The sequence below is a fragment of the Bacillus sp. RZ2MS9 genome (genome assembly GCF_001816185.2).
Taxonomy (GTDB): Bacteria; Bacillota; Bacilli; order Bacillales; family Bacillaceae_G; genus Bacillus_A; species Bacillus_A cereus.
On the sequence record NZ_CP049978.1, the window covers coordinates 767931 to 785962 of the forward strand.

The window sequence follows — 18032 nt, forward strand, 5'->3', positions numbered from 1 at the left end:
GGATGAAAGTGAATAAAGCTTTAACAATTGCAGGGTCTGATAGCGGCGGCGGTGCTGGAATTCAGGCAGATTTAAAAACATTCCAAGAGCTTGGTGTATACGGAATGACGGCTATTACGGCGATTACTGCTCAAAACACGCTTGGCGTTCAAGGGGTATATCCTGTTCCGTTAGAAGGTATTACAGAACAGTTGAATTCAATTGGTACGGATTTAACACCAGATGCAGTGAAACTAGGAATGTTATTTAGTAGTGAAATAATTCAAATTGTTGCAGAACAAATTAAAAAGTTTGGCTGGAATAATATTGTGCTAGATCCCGTTATGATTGCAAAAGGCGGTGCATCATTATTACAGCAAGAAGCAGTTCAAGCATTAAAAGAATATTTATTACCAGTAGCAACTGTTATAACACCGAATGTCCCAGAAGCAGAAGTGTTAACTGGGATGGAGATTCATAATGTTGAAGATAGTAAGGAAGCTGCAAAAGTATTGCACGAATTAGGTGCTAAATATGTGCTTATGAAGGGCGGACATGCAGAATATCAAGGTAATGAAGTAATTGATTTCCTCTTTGATGGAGAAGAATTTATTGAGTTTAGAAGCGAGCGAATTCCTTCAAAGCAAACGCATGGAAGTGGGTGTACATTTGCTTCAGCGGTTACAGCAGGACTTGCGAAAGGATACTCAATTCAAGATGCTGTTCAAGAAGCAAAACGATTTATTAGTATAGCAATTGAAGAGCCATTGAATATTGGTAGTGGCCATGGACCGACGAATCATTTTGCATATAAAGTGAATAGAACGCGTGCATAGGTAAGTGAAAAGCCAGTTTTATAACTGGCTTTTTTTCTGTTTACTTTTTCAAAATACAGGAGTAATATATCAGCCAGAATACATTTTTTTGTAAACGCTGAGTCCAATTATATGGAGCGGAGGAACCAATTTGTGCGTAGGCACTAGGGGTGAATCTTTCAAGTTTGAAAGTAGGGCTACTCTCAAAGTCCGAATCCGACAGCTAACTTCGTAAGCGTCTTGAGAGAGGACGGTGCCATGATGGATACATCACTTCATCGATCTGATTAGTATAGGGGAATATCAATCTATGTTTGATTTCTTTTATACTAAGGAGGATGAGGTACATGGAACTAACACTTATTTGTGTTGGAGAAGAAAGTAAGGTAGATAGTTTAAGAGATCTAGTATCATTTCAACATGAGTTAATTATTTTTACAGCAAATGAAGAGATAGCGGCTGAAGTTAGGAATTGTGGGTTTGATTGGACTTATAGCTGCAGTAAGGAGCAGGACTTTACTAGTATTTGTGAGTGTATTAAGAAGGTGATTTTACTAGGGGATGAGCTTCCAATCGTTAGTTTTTTCACAGAACACATTCGCTTTTCTTTTCAAGCACCTATTACTGTTGTTACAAGGAATAAACGATATCCAGCGAGGCTCTATGAAACAATTGGAGCTAAGTTTGTCGTGTTTACAAATTGTGATAATATTTCTTTTTTATTTTTTGAATAGGGCGGGGGAAGAAATGATGAAGGTACTATTACTTGGAGATATAGCAAATCGTTGGGCAGTATCGGTAGAGCGAGTTCAAGAATTGGTTCAGATCGATCCCCTTTTTCCAGGGCCGTATATTATATTACCATCAAAAGATGCTTTGTATTTAGAGGTGGATATTACCGAGTATGAGCAGCTACATGCAGAATTGACACAAGTTTATATTCGCGGGAGAAATTTACGTGCATTTTTACGAGGAGAATAAAGGTTGAATAAAAAGAGCGAATGCTGAGTGCAACAAGCTATGCACTTCATCTCATTCGCTCTTTTTATTTCATATTTAAAAGGTCATTTTTAAGAAAAGAGAAGAGAAATAAAGAAAATAGATGAAATAATAGTAATAATCTTCAATGTAAGCGTTTAAATGAATGTAAATATTATTATTTTCAGTAATTTACCCCTTTACAAGTGAAATATAGAGGAGTATATTTACTCTCATAAATCATTCATAAAATTTCCAAAAAAACCTAAAATCGCTGAGTTCCAGAAATGGAGCGGGGGAACCAATTTTGTGCATCGTCACTTGGGGTGAATCTTTCAGTTTTGAAAGTAGGGCTACTCTTTAGGCCCGAATCCGACAGCTAACCTCGTAAGCGTTTAGAGAGGAGGTTTACTTTTTGTTGTTCATTTTTTGAACACTGAGTAGAGCTCAGTGTTCTTTTTTAACATTTAAATGGTAAAATTTAACAAACAAAGCGAGGGATAGCTATGTTAGATGTTGTAATGGTCGGGATTTTTATTTTATTAGTTGCATCAATGGCAAGTCTTGCAAGTTGGTCAGATAAAGTTGTGAAAGAAGGAAAGCAATCATGATGATTGTCTTATCGGTTATTGTCGCAGCAATTACAGTGTATTTAGTGTATGCATTATTAAATCCAGAGAAGTTTTAATTAGGGGGAATCATTCATTATGATTTGGGTTGCAGTCATTATTACAATGCTCTTGTTTATTTTAGTAGCAAAGCCAATGGGGATTTATTTAGAAAAAGCTTTTCAAGGTAGCAAAATGCTAGATAAAGTATTCGGGCCTTTTGAAAAACTTATTTTTAAAATTACGGGTGTAAAAGAATACAATCAAACGTGGAAACAGTACGCATTATCATTAGTTTTACTCAACGGATTTATGATTGTTATTGTATATTTCATTTTCAGATTACAAGGTGTGTTGCCGCTAAATCCAGCGCATATTGAAGGGATGGAGCCTACGCTCGCTTTTAATACAGCGATTAGTTTTATGGCTGATACAAACTTACAGCATTATAGCGGTGAAAATGGTTTATCCTATTTATCACAATTAATCGGGATTACATTTTTAATGTTTGCGGCACCAGCAACGACATTGGCGCTCGTTATGGCTTTTATAAGAGGACTTGCTGGAAAAGAACTTGGTAACTTTTTCGTTGATTTTACGAGAGCGTTAACGAGAGTGTTTCTTCCTATCGCATTTATTGCGGCACTAGTTTTTGTCGCACTTGGCGTACCGCAAACGTTAGATGGAGCGGTTACAGCACAAACGATTGAAGGTGCAAAGCAAAGTATATTACGTGGACCAGTTGCATCATTCGTTTCCATTAAGGAACTTGGAAATAACGGCGGTGGATTTTTCGGAGCAAACTCTACGCATCCTTTTGAAAATCCAGGACAAATGAGTAATATTTTGCAAATGATGCTTATGATGTTATTACCAACAGCACTTCCATTTACGTACGGACGAATGGTAGGAAATAAAAAACAAGGTCGCATCCTTTTCGTGTCACTATTTATGGTATTTTTACTAGGGTTTATAACGATTACGACATCTGAACTAAACGGGAACCCGGCATTAAATGGAATGAGTATCGAACATGTACAAGGAAGTACAGAAGGGAAAGAAGTACGATTTGGAACAGTATTTTCTTCACTATACGCAACAGTAACGACAGCTGCTGAAACTGGGGCTGTTAATACGATGCATGATACGTTAACACCAATTGGCGGTCTAGTTCCACTTGTAAATATGATGTTAAATACAGTGTATGGCGGCGTTGGAGCAGGCTTTGTAAACATTATTATGTATGCAATTATCGCGGTGTTTATATCTGGGTTAATGGTTGGACGGACACCAGAGTTTTTAGGTAAAAAGATTGAAGGTAAGGAAATGAAATTAATCGCGGTCACGATTTTATTTCATCCATTGCTCATTTTAGGATTTTCGGCATTAGCTCTTTCAACAAATTTAGGGACGGATGCTATCTCTCATTCCGGTTTTCATGGTTTAACGCAAGTTGTATATGAATATACATCGTCAGCTGCGAATAACGGATCTGGATTTGAAGGATTAGGAGATAATACACCGTTTTGGAATATTACGACTGGTTTAGTTATGTTTTTAGGACGTTACTTCAGTTTAATTACGATGCTAGCTGTGGCAGCTTCGTTGAAAGAAAAAACGGTAGTGCCAGAAACAGTCGGAACGTTCCGTACAGATAATAGTTTATTTGGTGGCATCTTCATCGGAACAATTGTAATTGTTGGTGCATTAACATTCTTCCCGATGTTAGTACTCGGACCAATTGCAGAATTTCTTACATTGAAGTAATGGAGGGTAAATGATGAGACCGGTAGTAGTAAAAGAAAAACAATTAAATGAGTCACAAATACATGCTGTAGAAGATGAAGTTAGACAAGCGAAAACGATGGATCGTGATATCGTAACACATGCGATGAAGCAATCCATTGCGAAATTGAATCCGAAAGTCATGATAAAGAATCCGATTATGTTCGTTGTGGAAATTGGATTTATCATTACGTTCATTTTATCTTTTCTTCCAAGTAGTTCTAGTAGTATACCAGGTTGGTTTAATATAACAGTTTCTCTCATTCTATTATTTACAGTTTTATTTGCGAATTTTGCAGAAGCATTAGCAGAAGGTCGTGGTAAAGCGCAAGCCGATTCTTTAAAGCAGTCGAAGAAAGATGTGTTTGCAAATGTAGTAAAAGAAAATGGAGACATTGTCCAAGTTTCAGCAACTGATCTTAGAAAGGGTGACGTTGTTATCGTAAAACAAGGAGAAATGATTCCGAATGATGGCGAAGTAATCAAAGGATTAGCATCTGTAGATGAATCTGCAATTACAGGGGAATCAGCTCCTGTTATAAAAGAAGCAGGCGGTGATTTTTGTTCCGTAACAGGTGGAACGATGGTCGTAAGTGATGAAATTACAATTGTCATTACGAGTAATCCTGGTGAATCATTTATAGACAAAATGATTTCTTTAGTAGAAGGAGCTGCTCGTCAAAAAACGCCGAATGAGATTGCTTTAAATACAGTATTAACGAGCTTAACTCTTATTTTCTTGATCGTCGTTGTGACGTTGCCGATTTTTACAAATTATTTAGGGTTTCAAATTGATACTGCTGTGCTAGTTGCATTATTAGTTTGTTTAATTCCAACGACAATTGGTGGGCTATTATCGGCAATTGGTATTGCTGGGATGGACCGTGTGACAAAGTTTAACGTGTTAGCGATGTCAGGGAAAGCAGTAGAAGCTGCGGGCGATATTAATACAATTATTTTAGATAAAACAGGTACGATTACTTTTGGGAATCGAATGGCTCATACATTATTACCTGTAGGAAATGAAACGATTGAGCAAGTTGGAAAGTGGGCCGCTATTAGTTCTGTTTTAGATGAAACACCAGAAGGTCGATCTGTTATCGAGTATGTGCAGGGAAAATCTATATCATATAATAGAGAACTTGCAGAACAAGGTGAGTTTGTTCCGTTTAAAGCAGAAACGAGAATGAGTGGTGTTGATTTACAAGACGGAACGAAAGTGAGAAAAGGTGCTGTAGGTGCCGTTATTGAATGGGTTGAGTCACAAGGCGGAATAATTCCGAAAGATGTAAATCAAAAAGCAGACTTAATTTCAAAAGAGGGCGGAACACCACTTGTAGTTGCAGTAGATAATCGTATTTACGGTTTAATTTATTTAAAGGATACAGTAAAACCGGGTATGCGTGAGCGTTTTGAACAGTTACGCCAAATGGGGATTAAAACGGTTATGTGTACAGGTGATAATCCGTTAACGGCAGCAACGATTGCAAAAGAAGCTGGAGTAGATGAATTCGTTGCTGAGTGTAAACCGGAAGATAAAATTGCTGTTATTAAAGCAGAGCAAGATAAAGGGAAACTTGTAGCGATGACAGGTGATGGTACAAATGATGCTCCGGCATTAGCGCAGGCCGACGTTGGATTAGCGATGAACAGTGGTACGACAGCAGCGAAAGAAGCGGCCAACATGATTGATCTAGACTCGAATCCAACGAAAATTATTGAGGTTGTAGGAATCGGTAAGCAATTATTAATGACGCGAGGTGCTTTAACGACGTTTAGTATTGCGAATGATATAGCGAAATATTTTGCAATCATTCCAGCAATGTTTACACTTGCGATTCCGCAAATGGAAGCATTGAACATTATGAAATTAACATCACCACTGTCAGCGATTTTATCAGCATTAATATTTAACGCTGTTATTATTCCATTACTCATTCCGTTAGCGATGAAAGGTATTGCATATAAACCGATGAGTTCTAATGCATTGCTTAGCCGAAACTTACTTATTTATGGGCTTGGCGGAGTTATCGTTCCGTTCATTGGAATTAAAGTAATTGATATGATTGTCGGCTTGTTCATATAAGGAAGAGGGGAAAAAGATGGAAAAGAAACAAAGTATACTATCACCAATTATCCGTATTACTTTTACATTTCTAGTGTTGTGTGGACTTGTATATCCACTTATTGTTACTGGTATTGCACAAGCAGTGATGAAGGATAATGCGGATGGAAGTCTAATATATAATGATAAAAATGAAGTGATTGGTTCTAAATTAATTGGTCAAAACTTCACGGATCCACGTTATTTTCAAGGGCGTGTTTCTAGTATTGAATATAAGGCTGAAGCATCTGGTTCAAATAACTATGCACCATCTAATCCAGATTTAGCAAAGCGAGTAGAGAAAAGTATTGCGGACTGGAAGGAAAAAAATCCAGCTGTTCCAGTTACAGAAGTACCGATAGACTTAGTGACAAATTCAGGTTCAGGGCTTGATCCTGATATTAGTCCAAAGGCGGCCTCGGTGCAGGTGGATCGCATCTCAAAATTAACGAATATTCCGAAAGAAAAACTTAATCAATTGATTAAGGATCAAACGGAAGGCGCTGCACTCGGCTTGTTTGGAGAAGATCGTGTGAACGTCTTAAAATTAAATTTAGAGTTACAGAAATTAATAAAATAGCAACAGTGCTACCTCAATCTAAAGGATTGAGGTAGCGTTGTTTCGAATGAAAGGTAGTGTTTATTTTGTATGCAGATGATTATGAACCGAAGTTTCAAAGGCGAACGCCAGAGGAATATTTAGAATATATTCGTCAGCAAAATCGGGGAAAGTTAAAGCTATATGTAGGAGCAGCTCCAGGCGTAGGAAAAAGTTATAAAATGCTCTTTGATGCAAGGGAAATGAAAAAAGATGGAATTGATATTGTAATTGGTTTAATTGAAACGCATGGAAGAAAAGAGACGGAAGAAGCAATTGCTGATTTAGAAAAAGTTCCTTTGAAAGAAATACAGTATAAAGGAAAGGTATTTTATGAGCTTGATGTGGAAGGAATAAAAAAACGCGCGCCGCAAGTAGTCGTAGTGGATGAACTTGCTCATAGTAATGTTCCTGGTTCTAAACATAAGAAACGTTATATGGATGTGCAGGAATTGTTAGAGGCTGGTATATCGGTATTATCAGCTTTTAATATTCAACATTTAGAAAGTGTTCATGATATTGTAGCTCAAATTACGAATGTAAAAGTAAGAGAACGAATTCCAGATTTTATTTTACAAAAAGCAAATGAAATTCAGCTCGTTGATGCAACGCCTGAGGTATTAAGGAAGAGACTAATAGACGGAAAGATATATAAAGAAAAAAAAATTCAGCAAAGCTTACAAAACTTCTTTACACTTAATAATTTAGGAGCACTTAGGGAATTATCACTTCGAGAAGTTGCCGATGATATGGACGAGAAAATTAGCCAAACAGTAATAGAACCAATTGGCGTAAAAGAAAAAATTCTCGTTTGTGTACAATACAGTTCAACAGCGGAGAAATTAATAAGACGGGGATGGCGCATGGCTGATCGATTAAATGCTGAATTGTACGTATTAAACGTTGAGAGGGAAAATATAGATTCTATTTCAGCTGGAAAAAAGCAGACGATTGAAGAGTGGAAATCGTTAACCAATCAATTTGATGCGAGTTTTGTATTAGAAGAGGCGAAAGGGAGAAAACCAGCGGATGTTATTATTGAAGTCGCAAGAAGATTACAAGTGACGCAAATTTTACTTGGACAATCTGCAAGAACAAGGTGGGAAGAAATACGAAAAGGCTCTATTGTAAATGAAATTATGAGACAAACAAAGTATATTGATATTCATATTGTTGCGGATCAAAGAGGGTAAAATAGAGCCGACATTTTGGGGGCTCTATTTTAATTTTTGTACAGCATGAAAACTTAGCATTTTCATTGCATATAAGATTACAAGTAAAAACATAATTGCGCCTAGGAAGAAAATCCAAAAGTAATTTTGGTTAAATAAAAGAAATCCACCTATAAGTGGCCCTGTACCCATACCAAGATAGCGGATGAAGTTGTATATACCGATAGCTGTTGCACGTTCTTGTACGAATTCTTCTGTTAATAAAGTAGTGTGAGTTGGCATAGAAAGTCCCATACTAAAACCGTACAAAGATGTAACGATAATGATGAAGGGGATATTGATGCTATATGTGAAAGAGAATAAAACGACACATATAATATTGAAGAAACTCGTAATAAATAAAGCTTGCTTTGTTGTGAGGCGTTTTTGCAAAAACTTGTAGCAAAAACTTCCTAGCATGATAGAAAGAGACATTGGTACAAACATAAGACCAATTTTATTTACAGTTAAATGAAATGAATTTGTTAAAATACTCGGTAAAAAAACGAGAAAGCAAAAGTAAATACAAAATTGAATGAAGCCAATAAGAGTAATAGAAAATCCAGTTTTATTTTTTAAGATAAGAGAGTAATTCTTTTGTGCTTTAGACTGCTTAATTACATTTGGCTTTGTTTCTGGAAGTAGTGAAATGTTTATCATTAATAAGATAATGCCAAGTGTAGATAAAAAGAGAAATACAGATAAGTGACCATTTATACTGCCAAGATAACCACCTATGAGAGGAGCCATTGCAGGTGCGAGGGCAAGTAACATTTGGTATAGGCTCATCGCTTCTCCGCGTTCTTTTCCTTCAAATAAATCGCCGATAATCGTTGCTGAAACTACAGGTATAGCCGCTATTCCTATAGCTTGAACAGCTCTAAAAAAGAGAAATAAATAAATGTTTGCCGAAAAAGCACATCCGATTGAAGCAATCGTACTAATAATTAAACTAGGAATAAGGACAGATTTTCTCCCTTTTGTATCAATTAAAGGGCCATATATGAGCTGCATAATCGCAAGAACGAATGTAAAAAGTGAAACTGTTACATTTACAAGATAAAGAGAAGTATGAAAAGAATTTTGAATCATCGGTAAGATAGGTGTGTAAATATTTTGAGCGAAGGAACCGAATAAGGCACTAATACAGATAACATATAAAATGAAATTTAGTTTAGATTTTTTCATCTTGTTAACCCCCTTGTAATTTAGTTTCCTAGGAAACTAAATTTATTTTAACATGATTTTCTCACTTGTAAAGATGAAAAAATAATTTTAAAATGGTATATAGTTAAATTGTTTCTTCGGAAACTTAGGAGGCGAACGGATTGAAGCATGCAACGAAGCAAATGGAAATACTGTCGGACATTCGTACACTTTTGCATAAAAAAGAAGAACATTTAAAACGACAAAACGAGAAGTTTCTTCGTGAGACAGGTGTAAGTAGTATGTCTTTATCTGAGTTACATGTAATCGAATGTATCGGAAAAAATGGTTTGATGAATGTAACGGCAATTACGACAGAAATGGGCATGACGAAGGGAGCAATCTCTAAAATTTGTACAAAGTTGTTTCAAAAGCAATTCGTTGAGAAGATGCAAATGTTAGATAATCAAAAAGAAATCTTCTTCCGCTTAACGGAAAGTGGGAATGAAATATATAAAGCTCATGAAAAATTGCATAAGCAAGCTGAAGAAAAGTGGTTGTTACTTTTAGATGGATATACGAAAGAAGAGCAAGACTTTATTCAAAGGTTTATAAAGGATGTCTCCAATCATTTGGAAATATAATTGGAAGAAAAAACTCCTTTTTTTCAAGTCTTTTAAATATAATTTCTGAAAGAACTCATATATAATAGAAAAAGATACTTAACATGGTGAATAATTAAAGAGTCAATATATATAGAGGAGAGAGTAACATGCTTGAAAATACGGGGTTAGTATTAGAAGGCGGCGGTATGCGTGGTGTGTACACGGGCGGGATATTAGAATACTTTATGGAACAAGATTTATATTTTCCATATGTAATCGGTGTATCAGCTGGTGCTTGTCATGCAGCGTCGTATCTTTCCAGACAAAGAAATAGAAATAAAACGGTCAATATTGATTATGCATCACATCCGAAATATTTATCGTATAAAAACTTATGGAGAAAACGTCAGCTATTTGATATGGATTTCATTTTTCATGAAATTCCAGAAAAGTATGTGCCGTTTGATTTTGAAACATACTTTAATAGCCCGGAACGTTTCCTTGTAGGAACGACGGATTGTGAAACAGGGCAATCTGTTTATTTTGAAAAAGAAGGAACGAATGATGATGCGCTAAATTTATTACAAGCGTCTAGTTCATTGCCTTTCATTGCACCGGTAGTAAATTACCGCGGTAAACAACTGTTAGATGGCGGGATTTCTGATCCAATTCCAGTTCGTAAAGCGCAAGAGGATGGATTTAAAAAATCAGTCGTTATTTTAACGAGAAATCATGGCTACGCGAAGAAAAAATCAAGGTTTGGATGGGTTGCAGCGAAAGCTTATAAAAAATATCCGAACCTTGTTAACACGATGCTGAATCGTTATGAAGTGTATAATGAAACACTTCACTATATTGAAAAAGAAGAACAAGCTGGCAATTTATTTGTTATTCGCCCAGAAGTGCCGCTTCAAGTAGATCGTATGGAAAAAGATACAGCAAAACTACAAAATTTATACGAGCAAGGCTATGAAGATGCAAAGAGACAGTTTGCAGATTTAAAGGCGTTTTTGCAAAAATAAGTATTAGGCTGCGGAGAAGAGTTTCTCCGCAGCTTTTTTATATTGCTACTTATACGTTACTTTTTAAAAATGTATGAATGTTTAAGTGTTTAAAGAGTTTGTAAAACACCGGGGTTTCTTGTTGAGGAGAATTTATTTGAAGGATATTATGATGATGTAGCGCTACTAAACTATTAAATTTATGAGGTGATTGTTAATGAAAGGAAAAGTTTTTTCAATTACGACTTTAGTATTATTAGCAACATCAACCTCAACAAGTGCATTCTATCCAACTCTAAGCGGTAACCTACTATCTTACAGAGCTCAAACTACTACGAATCAAAATGCATCTCGTTGTTCAGTAGCAATTTCTTTTATTAAATCAAATGGAAATAATTCATATATTGAAAGCGCTTCATACAAATTAGGATCCCATGAATCTGGAAGAGTATTAAACGCAACTGTGAGTAATGGTGCATATAACGCCTTTGGTGCAAAAGGACTATACTCGGAGCATTATGCAAATGAGAATAATGACTATCAAGAAGATACACACAAAGGTACTTTTGATAGTAATGGTAACTTACGATTACAGTGGTAAAAAGCATTAAACAGTTGTCTTTATAAATATTTAGATAAGGAGAAGGGGATGTTCATCATCTCCTTCTTATTTAAAAGGAGCACAGACATGTACCTAGCTTTTAAAAATATAAAAAGCAATAAACTGTTTTTCTTAATTCTCCTTATGTCATTTTTTATTTCTTTTCTTTCTATATCAATAGCCGCACTTTTAACAGAGTCTAAACGAAACTTTATATCTGCTTTTCAAATCGGTTTTCCAGAGAAGAACCAAGTTTTAACTGTTCCGATAGCGAATGCAACTGAATTGGAAGAGATAATTCCTTTCATACAAGATACTTTCGTTAAAAGTGATATTTATGTAGAGCATTTAAAAGCATTAAATAGTTCAGGGGCAACAAAGATCATAGCTGTGAATTTAAAAGATGATTATTATTGGAAGCCATATATTTCTGAAGGACAATATTTTCATCGTGAAAATGTAAACGATATGGTTGTTGGCGATCAAACGAATGTAGAGGAGTTATATGAATTTGATGATACATATAAAAAAATAGGAACTATATCAAGAAAAGACAGTGACGTCGGTGTAGCAGGCATATACGTTCCACTTCAAAACTTACCTACTATATCTAAAAAAGGTATTATCGCGAGTAAACAATTACAATTAACAGTTGTTAATCCTACATCATCTATTCATAACGAAATAAAAAAGTTTATGGGTAGGAGTAAAGAAGTGCTTTCGGGAGATGTTCAAATACTGAATGAACGAGATCTTCAAGAACTACATGTGACACATATAGATCCAGCAAATAAGTATTATTATAAATTTATTCTTGTTGCAATTGTTTCTGGCATTTCTGCGGTTTTATTTTGGATTTATAAAAAAGAAAGAGAGATTTCATTAAAAAAAGCAGTAGGTGCCTCTAATATATCTATTTACTGCGAACTATATATTCAAATTTTGTTTATTTCTCTAGCAGCGATGTTCTTAGTTTTTATTACGTTAGAAATATTTTCGGGAACAATTCATACTTATTTTCAGACATACTTAGTAAAACCGTTAACACTATATGTATTGATATACAATGTTGTTTTTATAATTTTTCTTACAATTTTTGTTACTGTAATTCCAATCAAGCACATTATAAATATATATCCCGGAAAACATTTAAGAACGTAGGAGGTCTTCATGTTTTTTATATTTGATTCTATACGGTCTGTGAAAAAACGGTTGTTACCAAGTTTGATTATAGTAATTTCTTTAATTATTGCATTTTCTTCAGCAATAGAATTTGTTAGTAATCTTTCGGGATATCGAAAAATGATGACGGTAGCAAATAATTTATCGACTCATAAAAATTTCTATGAACTTTATGCGACGCAAGATATAACCTTGTTTAGCGAAGAAAAAGCGAAAAATGATTATCAATATTTCATGCAAGGGTTATCTAATATGATACCAATAACAAATAAAACTAATTATCTGTTCCGTAACTATTCACTTAGTTTAAAAAAAGAAAATGGAACGATAAAGACTCTTATTGTTGATAAAGATATTAATAAGTACTTTCGTATACGAATTTCACAAGGAAGATATTTTGAGGAATCGGAATTTCATAAATCAGTATTTGATATTAGACCTGTTATATTAGGGGCTAATTATATAGAAAAGGTATCTATTGGTGATGTTATACCATCTGGAAAAATGAAGCTAAAAGTAATTGGCTTTTTAGAAAAAAATTCACCATTTACATATCCTCGAAGTGGTGAAATATCGGATAATCGTATTACATTATTAGATGACATGGCGATTTTACCAATTGGAACAGAAGAAATAGAGTTCTATAGTGTAGAACTTTTATACAATGGGTTAATTATAGAAACAAATGAGAAGATAAATATAAATGAACTTCAAAAGAAAGTATTAAAGGTAACAGAAGGTAAGGGTTATTCGTATTATGTTACAAATCCGAATAAATTGTTAGAAAACGAAAAACAAGGTATTGATAATATGTCATACCCCTTATTATTAAGCGGTACAGTCTTATTTTTTTCATTTCTATCTATTGTATTAACATCAATGGCAGCACTTTATATGGAGCGTAAAAGTATTTCTATTAAATCAGCGTTAGGTGCAAGCACTTTTCAAATATGTCTTCCATTTATTATTGAGTATATGTTGCTATTCGTTTTAGCGATATGTATAGGCATAATGTATTTTCAATGGGAGAATAGCGGAGTAATTGAAATTCAGAAAGGGCTAGAAAATAGTATAGTATCTTTCTTTGGAACGTTAAAAGTCTCTATAGAATCATTGGTTGTTATAGGTGCTTTATCACTTGTAATGATCCTCGTTATATATGCAATCATTTATTTCAATGTACTAAAAATAAAAAATACATATATGAAAGAGGTGTTATAAATGATTCAGCTCGCAAATGTGGCTAAGGGATATGGAAAGAGTAATTTTAGTGCTTTACAAGATATTAATCTTACAATAGAAAAAGGCGAAATGATAGCCATTATGGGACCATCTGGTTCTGGGAAATCAACCTTGCTTAACATTATTGGTTTAATTGATAGCCCCTCTACTGGAAAGTATTTTTTAGATGGAATGGATACGAGTACATTCAAGTCAAATTATCATAAGTATAGAAACACGGAAGTTGGATTTGTGTTTCAGAACTTTTCGCTATTAGATGATTATACAGTTGTTGACAATGTAATGCTTCCGCTTATATATAGAAGAATTTCTCATAAGAAACGTATGCAAATATCAAAAAAAATGCTGAAAATGGTAGGGCTTGAGAGGCATATTAACAAATATCCTTACGAGTTATCAGGAGGAGAACAGCAAAGAACAGCAATAGCAAGGGCTTTGGCACAAGATACAAAAATTATACTTGCTGATGAACCGACTGGTGCTCTTGATCAAGAAAATGGGGAGAAAATTATGAGTATTTTACAAGAGATTAATAAAGAAGGAAAAACAGTGCTAGTTGTTACACATGATCAAAAGGTAGCTGCATATTGTCAGAGGACGATACGGTTACTTGATGGTTATATGGTATAATATGGATAATGTTATGTGAAGAGGTGATACATATGGAAAATGTCTATAAAGGACTTAGGCATATTGGGTTTATTATGATGTTTATTTTTGGTAGCGTATTTTTACTTCGCTGGTTTATTCATGATGAAATGTTAATAGATCAACTTATTGGTTTTAGTGTGGGCATAGTAATGGTTATTTCATCAGTTTTCATTCAAAAGTATAGTAAAGAATTAAAGGTAGAAGAGAAGTATTAAAAGGTTATAACCTTCTTCATATTTTGGAGGTGCCTTTATAGTTTGAATGATTGTTATAAAAGAAAAGTAGAGCATCGAATTTCGATGCTCTACTTTTTTAATGTGGTAAGAATATCAATTGATAAGCAAACAAAATTCCAAATACATATACAAGTGGGTGAACAGCACGGAATTTACCTTTTGCCACTTTCATAAGTGGATATGAAATAAATCCAAGTGCGATACCTGTTGCGATACTTGATGTAAGAGGCATGCTTAAGATTACTAAAAATGCTGGGAATGCTTCATCAAATGTGTCCCAATCGATGTGGCGAACTGAACCCATCATAAGACTACCAACGATAATTAATGATGGAGCAGTAATAGCTGATACACCAGAGACAGCACTTACTAATGGTCCGAAGAATGCTGCTAGTGCGAATAGAACAGCTACTGTAACAGTTGTTAAACCAGTACGACCACCAGCTGCAACACCAGCAGATGATTCAATGTAAGCTGTTGATGGTGTCGTTCCGAACATAGAACCAATAGTTGCTGAGAATGAGTCAGATAGAAGAGCTCGTCCAGCTTTTGGGAGTTTTCCGTCTTTCATAAATCCACCTTGTTGAGCTACCCCAAGTAATGTACCTGTTGTATCAAATAATGTAACAAGGAAGAATGAAAATACAACGCCGTATAATCCGTAGTTAATTACGTCAGATACAGCAGTAATTGGATTTGAAACGATAATTCCTTCTGGTAATCCAGGCATTGATGTAACACCGTTTGAGAATGTTAATTGTCCTGTGAAGAAAGCGATAATACCAGTTAATAGCATACCGATAAATAGTGCGCCATTTACATTTAAAGACATAAGGATAATAGTAATTCCAAGTCCAGCTAATGCTAGTAGAACTGGAGCAGAGTGAAGATTACCAAGTCCAACTAAGTTTGCATCATTTTTTGTAACGATACCAGTTAATCGTAAACCGATAAAGGCGATAAATAACCCGATACCAGCAGTAATTGCATGTTTTAAGTTTTCAGGAATTGCTTCCATTAATTTTGTACGGAAAGATGTAAATGATAGCAAAATTAAAATCATACCTGCTACGAATACAGCAGAGAATGCAATTGCGAAAGTCATGCCTTCATGTGCTTTTACAACAGAGTAAGAGAAGTAAGCATTTAATCCCATACCTGGCGCGATTGCGATTGGTAAGTTTGTAAAGATTGCCATAAATAATGTTCCGACAACAGCAGCAATAATTGTTGCTGTAAATGCTTGTTCAAATGGAACACCTGCATCTCCAAGGATAACAGGGTTTACGACAATGATATATGCCATTGTTAAGAAGGTAATAATACCTGCCATAATTTCAGTTTTAATAGAAGTTTTATGTTTTGAAAGGTTAAACATATAAACATCCTTTCTGTTTACGAATAATTTTCACAACAGTTATATATAATATTCGTTTTTTATCTATTTTGCAATAGTTTTGCATAAAAAGTTTATAACAATTCATATTTTGTGTCTTAAATTCGAATATTAATCGTAAACCGATGTGTGAATTTCAGCTTTTTATTGTGCACATGCTAAGGAAAAGGAGTTGAAAGCAGCTATGCCACAGCAAAAAAACTTTATAACAATGCCTGCGCAACATCAAAATAAGCAGCCTGGTATTGAATCATTAATGAATCCTCTACCACAGTTTGAAGATCCCAATTATAAAGGTAGCGAAAAGTTAAAAGGAAAGAATGTATTAATTACAGGGGGAGATAGCGGAATTGGACGAGCAGTTTCCATCGCTTTTGCAAAAGAAGGAGCAAATGTTGCGATTGCTTATTTAGATGAGGAAGAAGATGCAAAAGAGACGAAACAACGTGTTGAAAAAGAAGGTGTAAAGTGTGTATTGTTGCCGGGGGATTTGAGTAATGAACAGCATTGTAAAGATATTGTGGAAGAGACCGCCCGGCAGTTAGGTAGTTTAAATATTTTAGTGAATAACGTTGCACAGCAATATCCGCAGCAAGGGCTAGAGTATATTACAGCAGAACAGCTAGAAAAAACATTTCGTATTAATATTTTTTCTTATTTTCACGTTGCGAAAGCAGCCCTTTCTCATTTGAAGAAAGGGGATGTCATTATAAATACGGCATCTATCGTTGCATATGAAGGAAATGAAACGTTAATTGATTATTCCGCAACGAAAGGAGCAATCTTAGCTTTTACAAGATCACTTTCTCAATCGTTAGTGCAAAAAGGGATTCGGGTAAATGGTGTTGCACCAGGACCGATTTGGACACCGCTTATTCCATCGAGCTTTGATGAGAAGAAAGTCTCTCAGTTTGGGAGCAATGTCCCAATGCAAAGGCCTGGTCAACCATATGAGTTAGCGCCGGCATACGTATATTTAGCGTCTGGTGATTCTTCTTATGTTACTGGACAAATGATACATGTAAATGGGGGCGTTATTGTAAATGGATAGTTTTCATTTATAAGAGCAAAGTAATATTAACTCCACTTATTATAGTGAGCGCTAGGGGGGATATAGCTGAAAAAGTTATGTTTCGTCATACTATTATTTTTCATCCTACCGGTTAGTGCTTTTGCTAATACAGATCATTTAATATTAGTGAATCTTACGACAAATCAGTTGTCTTTTTTTGAGAATGGAAATTATACAAAAACATTTCCAGTAACGACTGGAAGAGATCGTACACCTACGCCTGAAGGTAACTTTTGTATTATAACTAAATTTAAAAATAAAGAATACCATCGAAAAAAAATACCTGGGGGTGCACCGAATAACCCTCTCGGTACGAGGTGGCTTGGACTAGATAAGAATGAATATGCGATTCACGGGACGAACCGGGAATGGACGATTGGAAGTAGGGAATCAAATGGTTGTATTCGCATGCATGACAGGGATATACAATGGTTATATGACAGAGTACAATTACAAACAAAAGTAATCATTTCTCGTTTTCATACGAGCCCCGAATATGAAGCGAATAAGCTTGGTTATCGCGTTGTGAGCTGGAATGGTCGAAAAATAGAAGAAGAACAAATTGGAGTACTAACGCTAGTAGACCGCGCGGATATATATTGGCAAGAACCAAATGGACAGTTAACGAAAGTGAAAACGGTATTGCCAAATGAAAGATATCCAGTGTACTCAAAACGAAAAGATGGAATATATTATATAGGAAACAATTCGTATATTATAGATGAAACAGGAGAGAAAATTCGTTACGAGCAAATTCCTTCTTCGATTTTAAGTAATATATATCAACGAAAATACAATGTTCCGTAATGGCTACCGTATTAT

General features: G+C 35.0%; 20 protein-coding genes and 2 riboswitches. Of the genes, 18 read left to right on the top strand and 2 right to left on the bottom strand.

All coding sequences use genetic code 11. The annotated features are described in order from the left end of the window. The first annotated feature begins 2 nt into the window (after positions 1-2). From thiD to kdpDN, 9 genes are all read left to right on the top strand, one after another. Positions 3-815 (top strand): bifunctional hydroxymethylpyrimidine kinase/phosphomethylpyrimidine kinase, encoded by an 813-nt coding sequence (gene thiD / locus BHV55_RS03935; protein WP_000867377.1) that lies wholly within the window; start codon positions 3-5, stop codon positions 813-815. 85 nt (positions 816-900) lie between these two features. Next, positions 901-1048: riboswitch (cyclic di-AMP (ydaO/yuaA leader) on the top strand. A gap of 93 nt (positions 1049-1141) precedes the next feature. Beyond that, a complete protein-coding gene (locus BHV55_RS03940; RefSeq protein WP_000424067.1) occupies positions 1142-1528 on the top strand; it encodes a hypothetical protein in 387 nt (128 codons plus the stop codon). Positions 1529-1541: 13 nt separating this feature from the next. Then, positions 1542-1775, top strand: a complete 234-nt coding sequence (locus BHV55_RS03945) for a hypothetical protein (protein ID WP_001985933.1) — start codon at positions 1542-1544, stop codon at positions 1773-1775. A 259-nt stretch (positions 1776-2034) separates the two neighbouring features. Continuing rightward, positions 2035-2180: riboswitch (cyclic di-AMP (ydaO/yuaA leader) on the top strand. A gap of 98 nt (positions 2181-2278) precedes the next feature. Continuing rightward, a complete protein-coding gene (locus BHV55_RS03950; RefSeq protein ID WP_000887894.1) occupies positions 2279-2383 on the top strand; it encodes a SipW-dependent-type signal peptide-containing protein in 105 nt (34 codons plus the stop codon). After that, positions 2383-2460, top strand: coding sequence for a K(+)-transporting ATPase subunit F (gene kdpF / locus BHV55_RS03955; protein ID WP_223153441.1), 78 nt, complete (start codon positions 2383-2385; stop codon positions 2458-2460). The genes BHV55_RS03950 and kdpF overlap by 1 nt, the downstream gene beginning before the upstream one ends. A gap of 19 nt (positions 2461-2479) precedes the next feature. Further along, positions 2480-4147: a potassium-transporting ATPase subunit KdpA gene (gene kdpA / locus BHV55_RS03960; protein WP_000638319.1), complete on the top strand. Its 1668-nt coding sequence runs from the start codon at positions 2480-2482 to the stop codon at positions 4145-4147. A gap of 13 nt (positions 4148-4160) precedes the next feature. Next, a complete protein-coding gene (kdpB, locus tag BHV55_RS03965; RefSeq protein ID WP_070757371.1) occupies positions 4161-6251 on the top strand; it encodes a potassium-transporting ATPase subunit KdpB in 2091 nt (696 codons plus the stop codon). 16 nt (positions 6252-6267) lie between these two features. Further along, entirely contained in the window at positions 6268-6849 is a 582-nt protein-coding gene (kdpC, locus tag BHV55_RS03970; RefSeq protein WP_000412595.1) for a K(+)-transporting ATPase subunit C, read from the top strand. A gap of 56 nt (positions 6850-6905) precedes the next feature. Further along, complete coding sequence (gene kdpDN / locus BHV55_RS03975) at positions 6906-8060, top strand: KdpD-like non-kinase potassium sensor (protein WP_083320171.1); 1155 nt, start codon at positions 6906-6908, stop codon at positions 8058-8060. Positions 8061-8084: 24 nt separating this feature from the next. Here the strand turns inward: kdpDN and BHV55_RS03980 are convergent, their stop codons facing one another. After that, positions 8085-9266, bottom strand: coding sequence for an MFS transporter (locus BHV55_RS03980; RefSeq protein ID WP_000748710.1), 1182 nt, complete (start codon positions 9264-9266; stop codon positions 8085-8087). 140 nt (positions 9267-9406) lie between these two features. Between BHV55_RS03980 and BHV55_RS03985 the strand changes: the two genes are divergently transcribed. The 7 genes from BHV55_RS03985 to BHV55_RS04015 all read left to right on the top strand — a co-directional run bounded on the left by BHV55_RS03985 (position 9407) and on the right by BHV55_RS04015 (position 14721). Next, entirely contained in the window at positions 9407-9868 is a 462-nt protein-coding gene (locus BHV55_RS03985; RefSeq protein WP_000679679.1) for a MarR family transcriptional regulator, read from the top strand. Between the two features lie 128 nt (positions 9869-9996). Continuing rightward, the gene (locus tag BHV55_RS03990) at positions 9997-10851 is read left to right on the top strand and encodes a patatin-like phospholipase family protein (RefSeq protein WP_000892691.1); all 855 of its coding nucleotides are present in this window, start codon (positions 9997-9999) and stop codon (positions 10849-10851) included. 196 nt (positions 10852-11047) lie between these two features. Further along, positions 11048-11431 (top strand): hypothetical protein, encoded by a 384-nt coding sequence (locus tag BHV55_RS03995; protein WP_048567882.1) that lies wholly within the window; start codon positions 11048-11050, stop codon positions 11429-11431. A gap of 87 nt (positions 11432-11518) precedes the next feature. Next, positions 11519-12592, top strand: coding sequence for an ABC transporter permease (locus BHV55_RS04000; protein ID WP_000280227.1), 1074 nt, complete (start codon positions 11519-11521; stop codon positions 12590-12592). A 9-nt stretch (positions 12593-12601) separates the two neighbouring features. After that, positions 12602-13834 carry an ABC transporter permease gene (locus BHV55_RS04005; RefSeq protein ID WP_000465076.1) on the top strand — a complete coding sequence of 411 codons (1233 nt, stop codon included), beginning with the start codon at positions 12602-12604 and terminating at the stop codon, positions 13832-13834. After that, positions 13835-14485 (top strand): ABC transporter ATP-binding protein, encoded by a 651-nt coding sequence (locus tag BHV55_RS04010; protein WP_070757369.1) that lies wholly within the window; start codon positions 13835-13837, stop codon positions 14483-14485. A 32-nt stretch (positions 14486-14517) separates the two neighbouring features. Continuing rightward, positions 14518-14721, top strand: a complete 204-nt coding sequence (locus BHV55_RS04015; protein WP_000432804.1) for a hypothetical protein — start codon at positions 14518-14520, stop codon at positions 14719-14721. A gap of 97 nt (positions 14722-14818) precedes the next feature. Here the strand turns inward: BHV55_RS04015 and BHV55_RS04020 are convergent, their stop codons facing one another. After that, positions 14819-16120, bottom strand: a complete 1302-nt coding sequence (locus BHV55_RS04020; protein ID WP_070757368.1) for an NCS2 family permease — start codon at positions 16118-16120, stop codon at positions 14819-14821. A gap of 202 nt (positions 16121-16322) precedes the next feature. On the opposite strand from BHV55_RS04020, the gene BHV55_RS04025 reads away from it, so the two are divergent. Together BHV55_RS04025 and BHV55_RS04030 are read left to right on the top strand one after the other, a co-directional pair. Continuing rightward, complete coding sequence (locus BHV55_RS04025; RefSeq protein WP_070757367.1) at positions 16323-17189, top strand: SDR family oxidoreductase; 867 nt, start codon at positions 16323-16325, stop codon at positions 17187-17189. A gap of 66 nt (positions 17190-17255) precedes the next feature. Next, positions 17256-18017 carry a L,D-transpeptidase gene (locus BHV55_RS04030; RefSeq protein ID WP_025966895.1) on the top strand — a complete coding sequence of 254 codons (762 nt, stop codon included), beginning with the start codon at positions 17256-17258 and terminating at the stop codon, positions 18015-18017. Positions 18018-18032: the final 15 nt, after the last annotated feature.

Bases quoted from the DNA above. Each gene is read 5' to 3' on its own strand.
- kdpC (WP_000412595.1), top strand. From the start codon at position 6,268: ATGGAAAAGAAACAAAGTATACTATCACCAATTATCCGTATTACTTTT.
- kdpB (WP_070757371.1), top strand. From the start codon at position 4,161: ATGAGACCGGTAGTAGTAAAAGAAAAACAATTAAATGAGTCACAAATA.
- BHV55_RS03990 (WP_000892691.1), top strand. From the start codon at position 9,997: ATGCTTGAAAATACGGGGTTAGTATTAGAAGGCGGCGGTATGCGTGGT.
- kdpA (WP_000638319.1), top strand. From the start codon at position 2,480: ATGATTTGGGTTGCAGTCATTATTACAATGCTCTTGTTTATTTTAGTA.
- BHV55_RS04015 (WP_000432804.1), top strand. From the start codon at position 14,518: ATGGAAAATGTCTATAAAGGACTTAGGCATATTGGGTTTATTATGATG.
- BHV55_RS03940 (WP_000424067.1), top strand. From the start codon at position 1,142: ATGGAACTAACACTTATTTGTGTTGGAGAAGAAAGTAAGGTAGATAGT.
- BHV55_RS04000 (WP_000280227.1), top strand. From the start codon at position 11,519: ATGTACCTAGCTTTTAAAAATATAAAAAGCAATAAACTGTTTTTCTTA.
- BHV55_RS03995 (WP_048567882.1), top strand. From the start codon at position 11,048: ATGAAAGGAAAAGTTTTTTCAATTACGACTTTAGTATTATTAGCAACA.
- thiD (WP_000867377.1), top strand. From the start codon at position 3: ATGAAAGTGAATAAAGCTTTAACAATTGCAGGGTCTGATAGCGGCGGC.
- BHV55_RS04025 (WP_070757367.1), top strand. From the start codon at position 16,323: ATGCCACAGCAAAAAAACTTTATAACAATGCCTGCGCAACATCAAAAT.
- BHV55_RS03945 (WP_001985933.1), top strand. From the start codon at position 1,542: ATGATGAAGGTACTATTACTTGGAGATATAGCAAATCGTTGGGCAGTA.
- kdpF (WP_223153441.1), top strand. From the start codon at position 2,383: ATGATTGTCTTATCGGTTATTGTCGCAGCAATTACAGTGTATTTAGTG.
- BHV55_RS04005 (WP_000465076.1), top strand. From the start codon at position 12,602: ATGTTTTTTATATTTGATTCTATACGGTCTGTGAAAAAACGGTTGTTA.
- BHV55_RS03950 (WP_000887894.1), top strand. From the start codon at position 2,279: ATGTTAGATGTTGTAATGGTCGGGATTTTTATTTTATTAGTTGCATCA.
- BHV55_RS04010 (WP_070757369.1), top strand. From the start codon at position 13,835: ATGATTCAGCTCGCAAATGTGGCTAAGGGATATGGAAAGAGTAATTTT.
- BHV55_RS03980 (WP_000748710.1), bottom strand. From the start codon at position 9,266: ATGAAAAAATCTAAACTAAATTTCATTTTATATGTTATCTGTATTAGT.
- BHV55_RS04020 (WP_070757368.1), bottom strand. From the start codon at position 16,120: ATGTTTAACCTTTCAAAACATAAAACTTCTATTAAAACTGAAATTATG.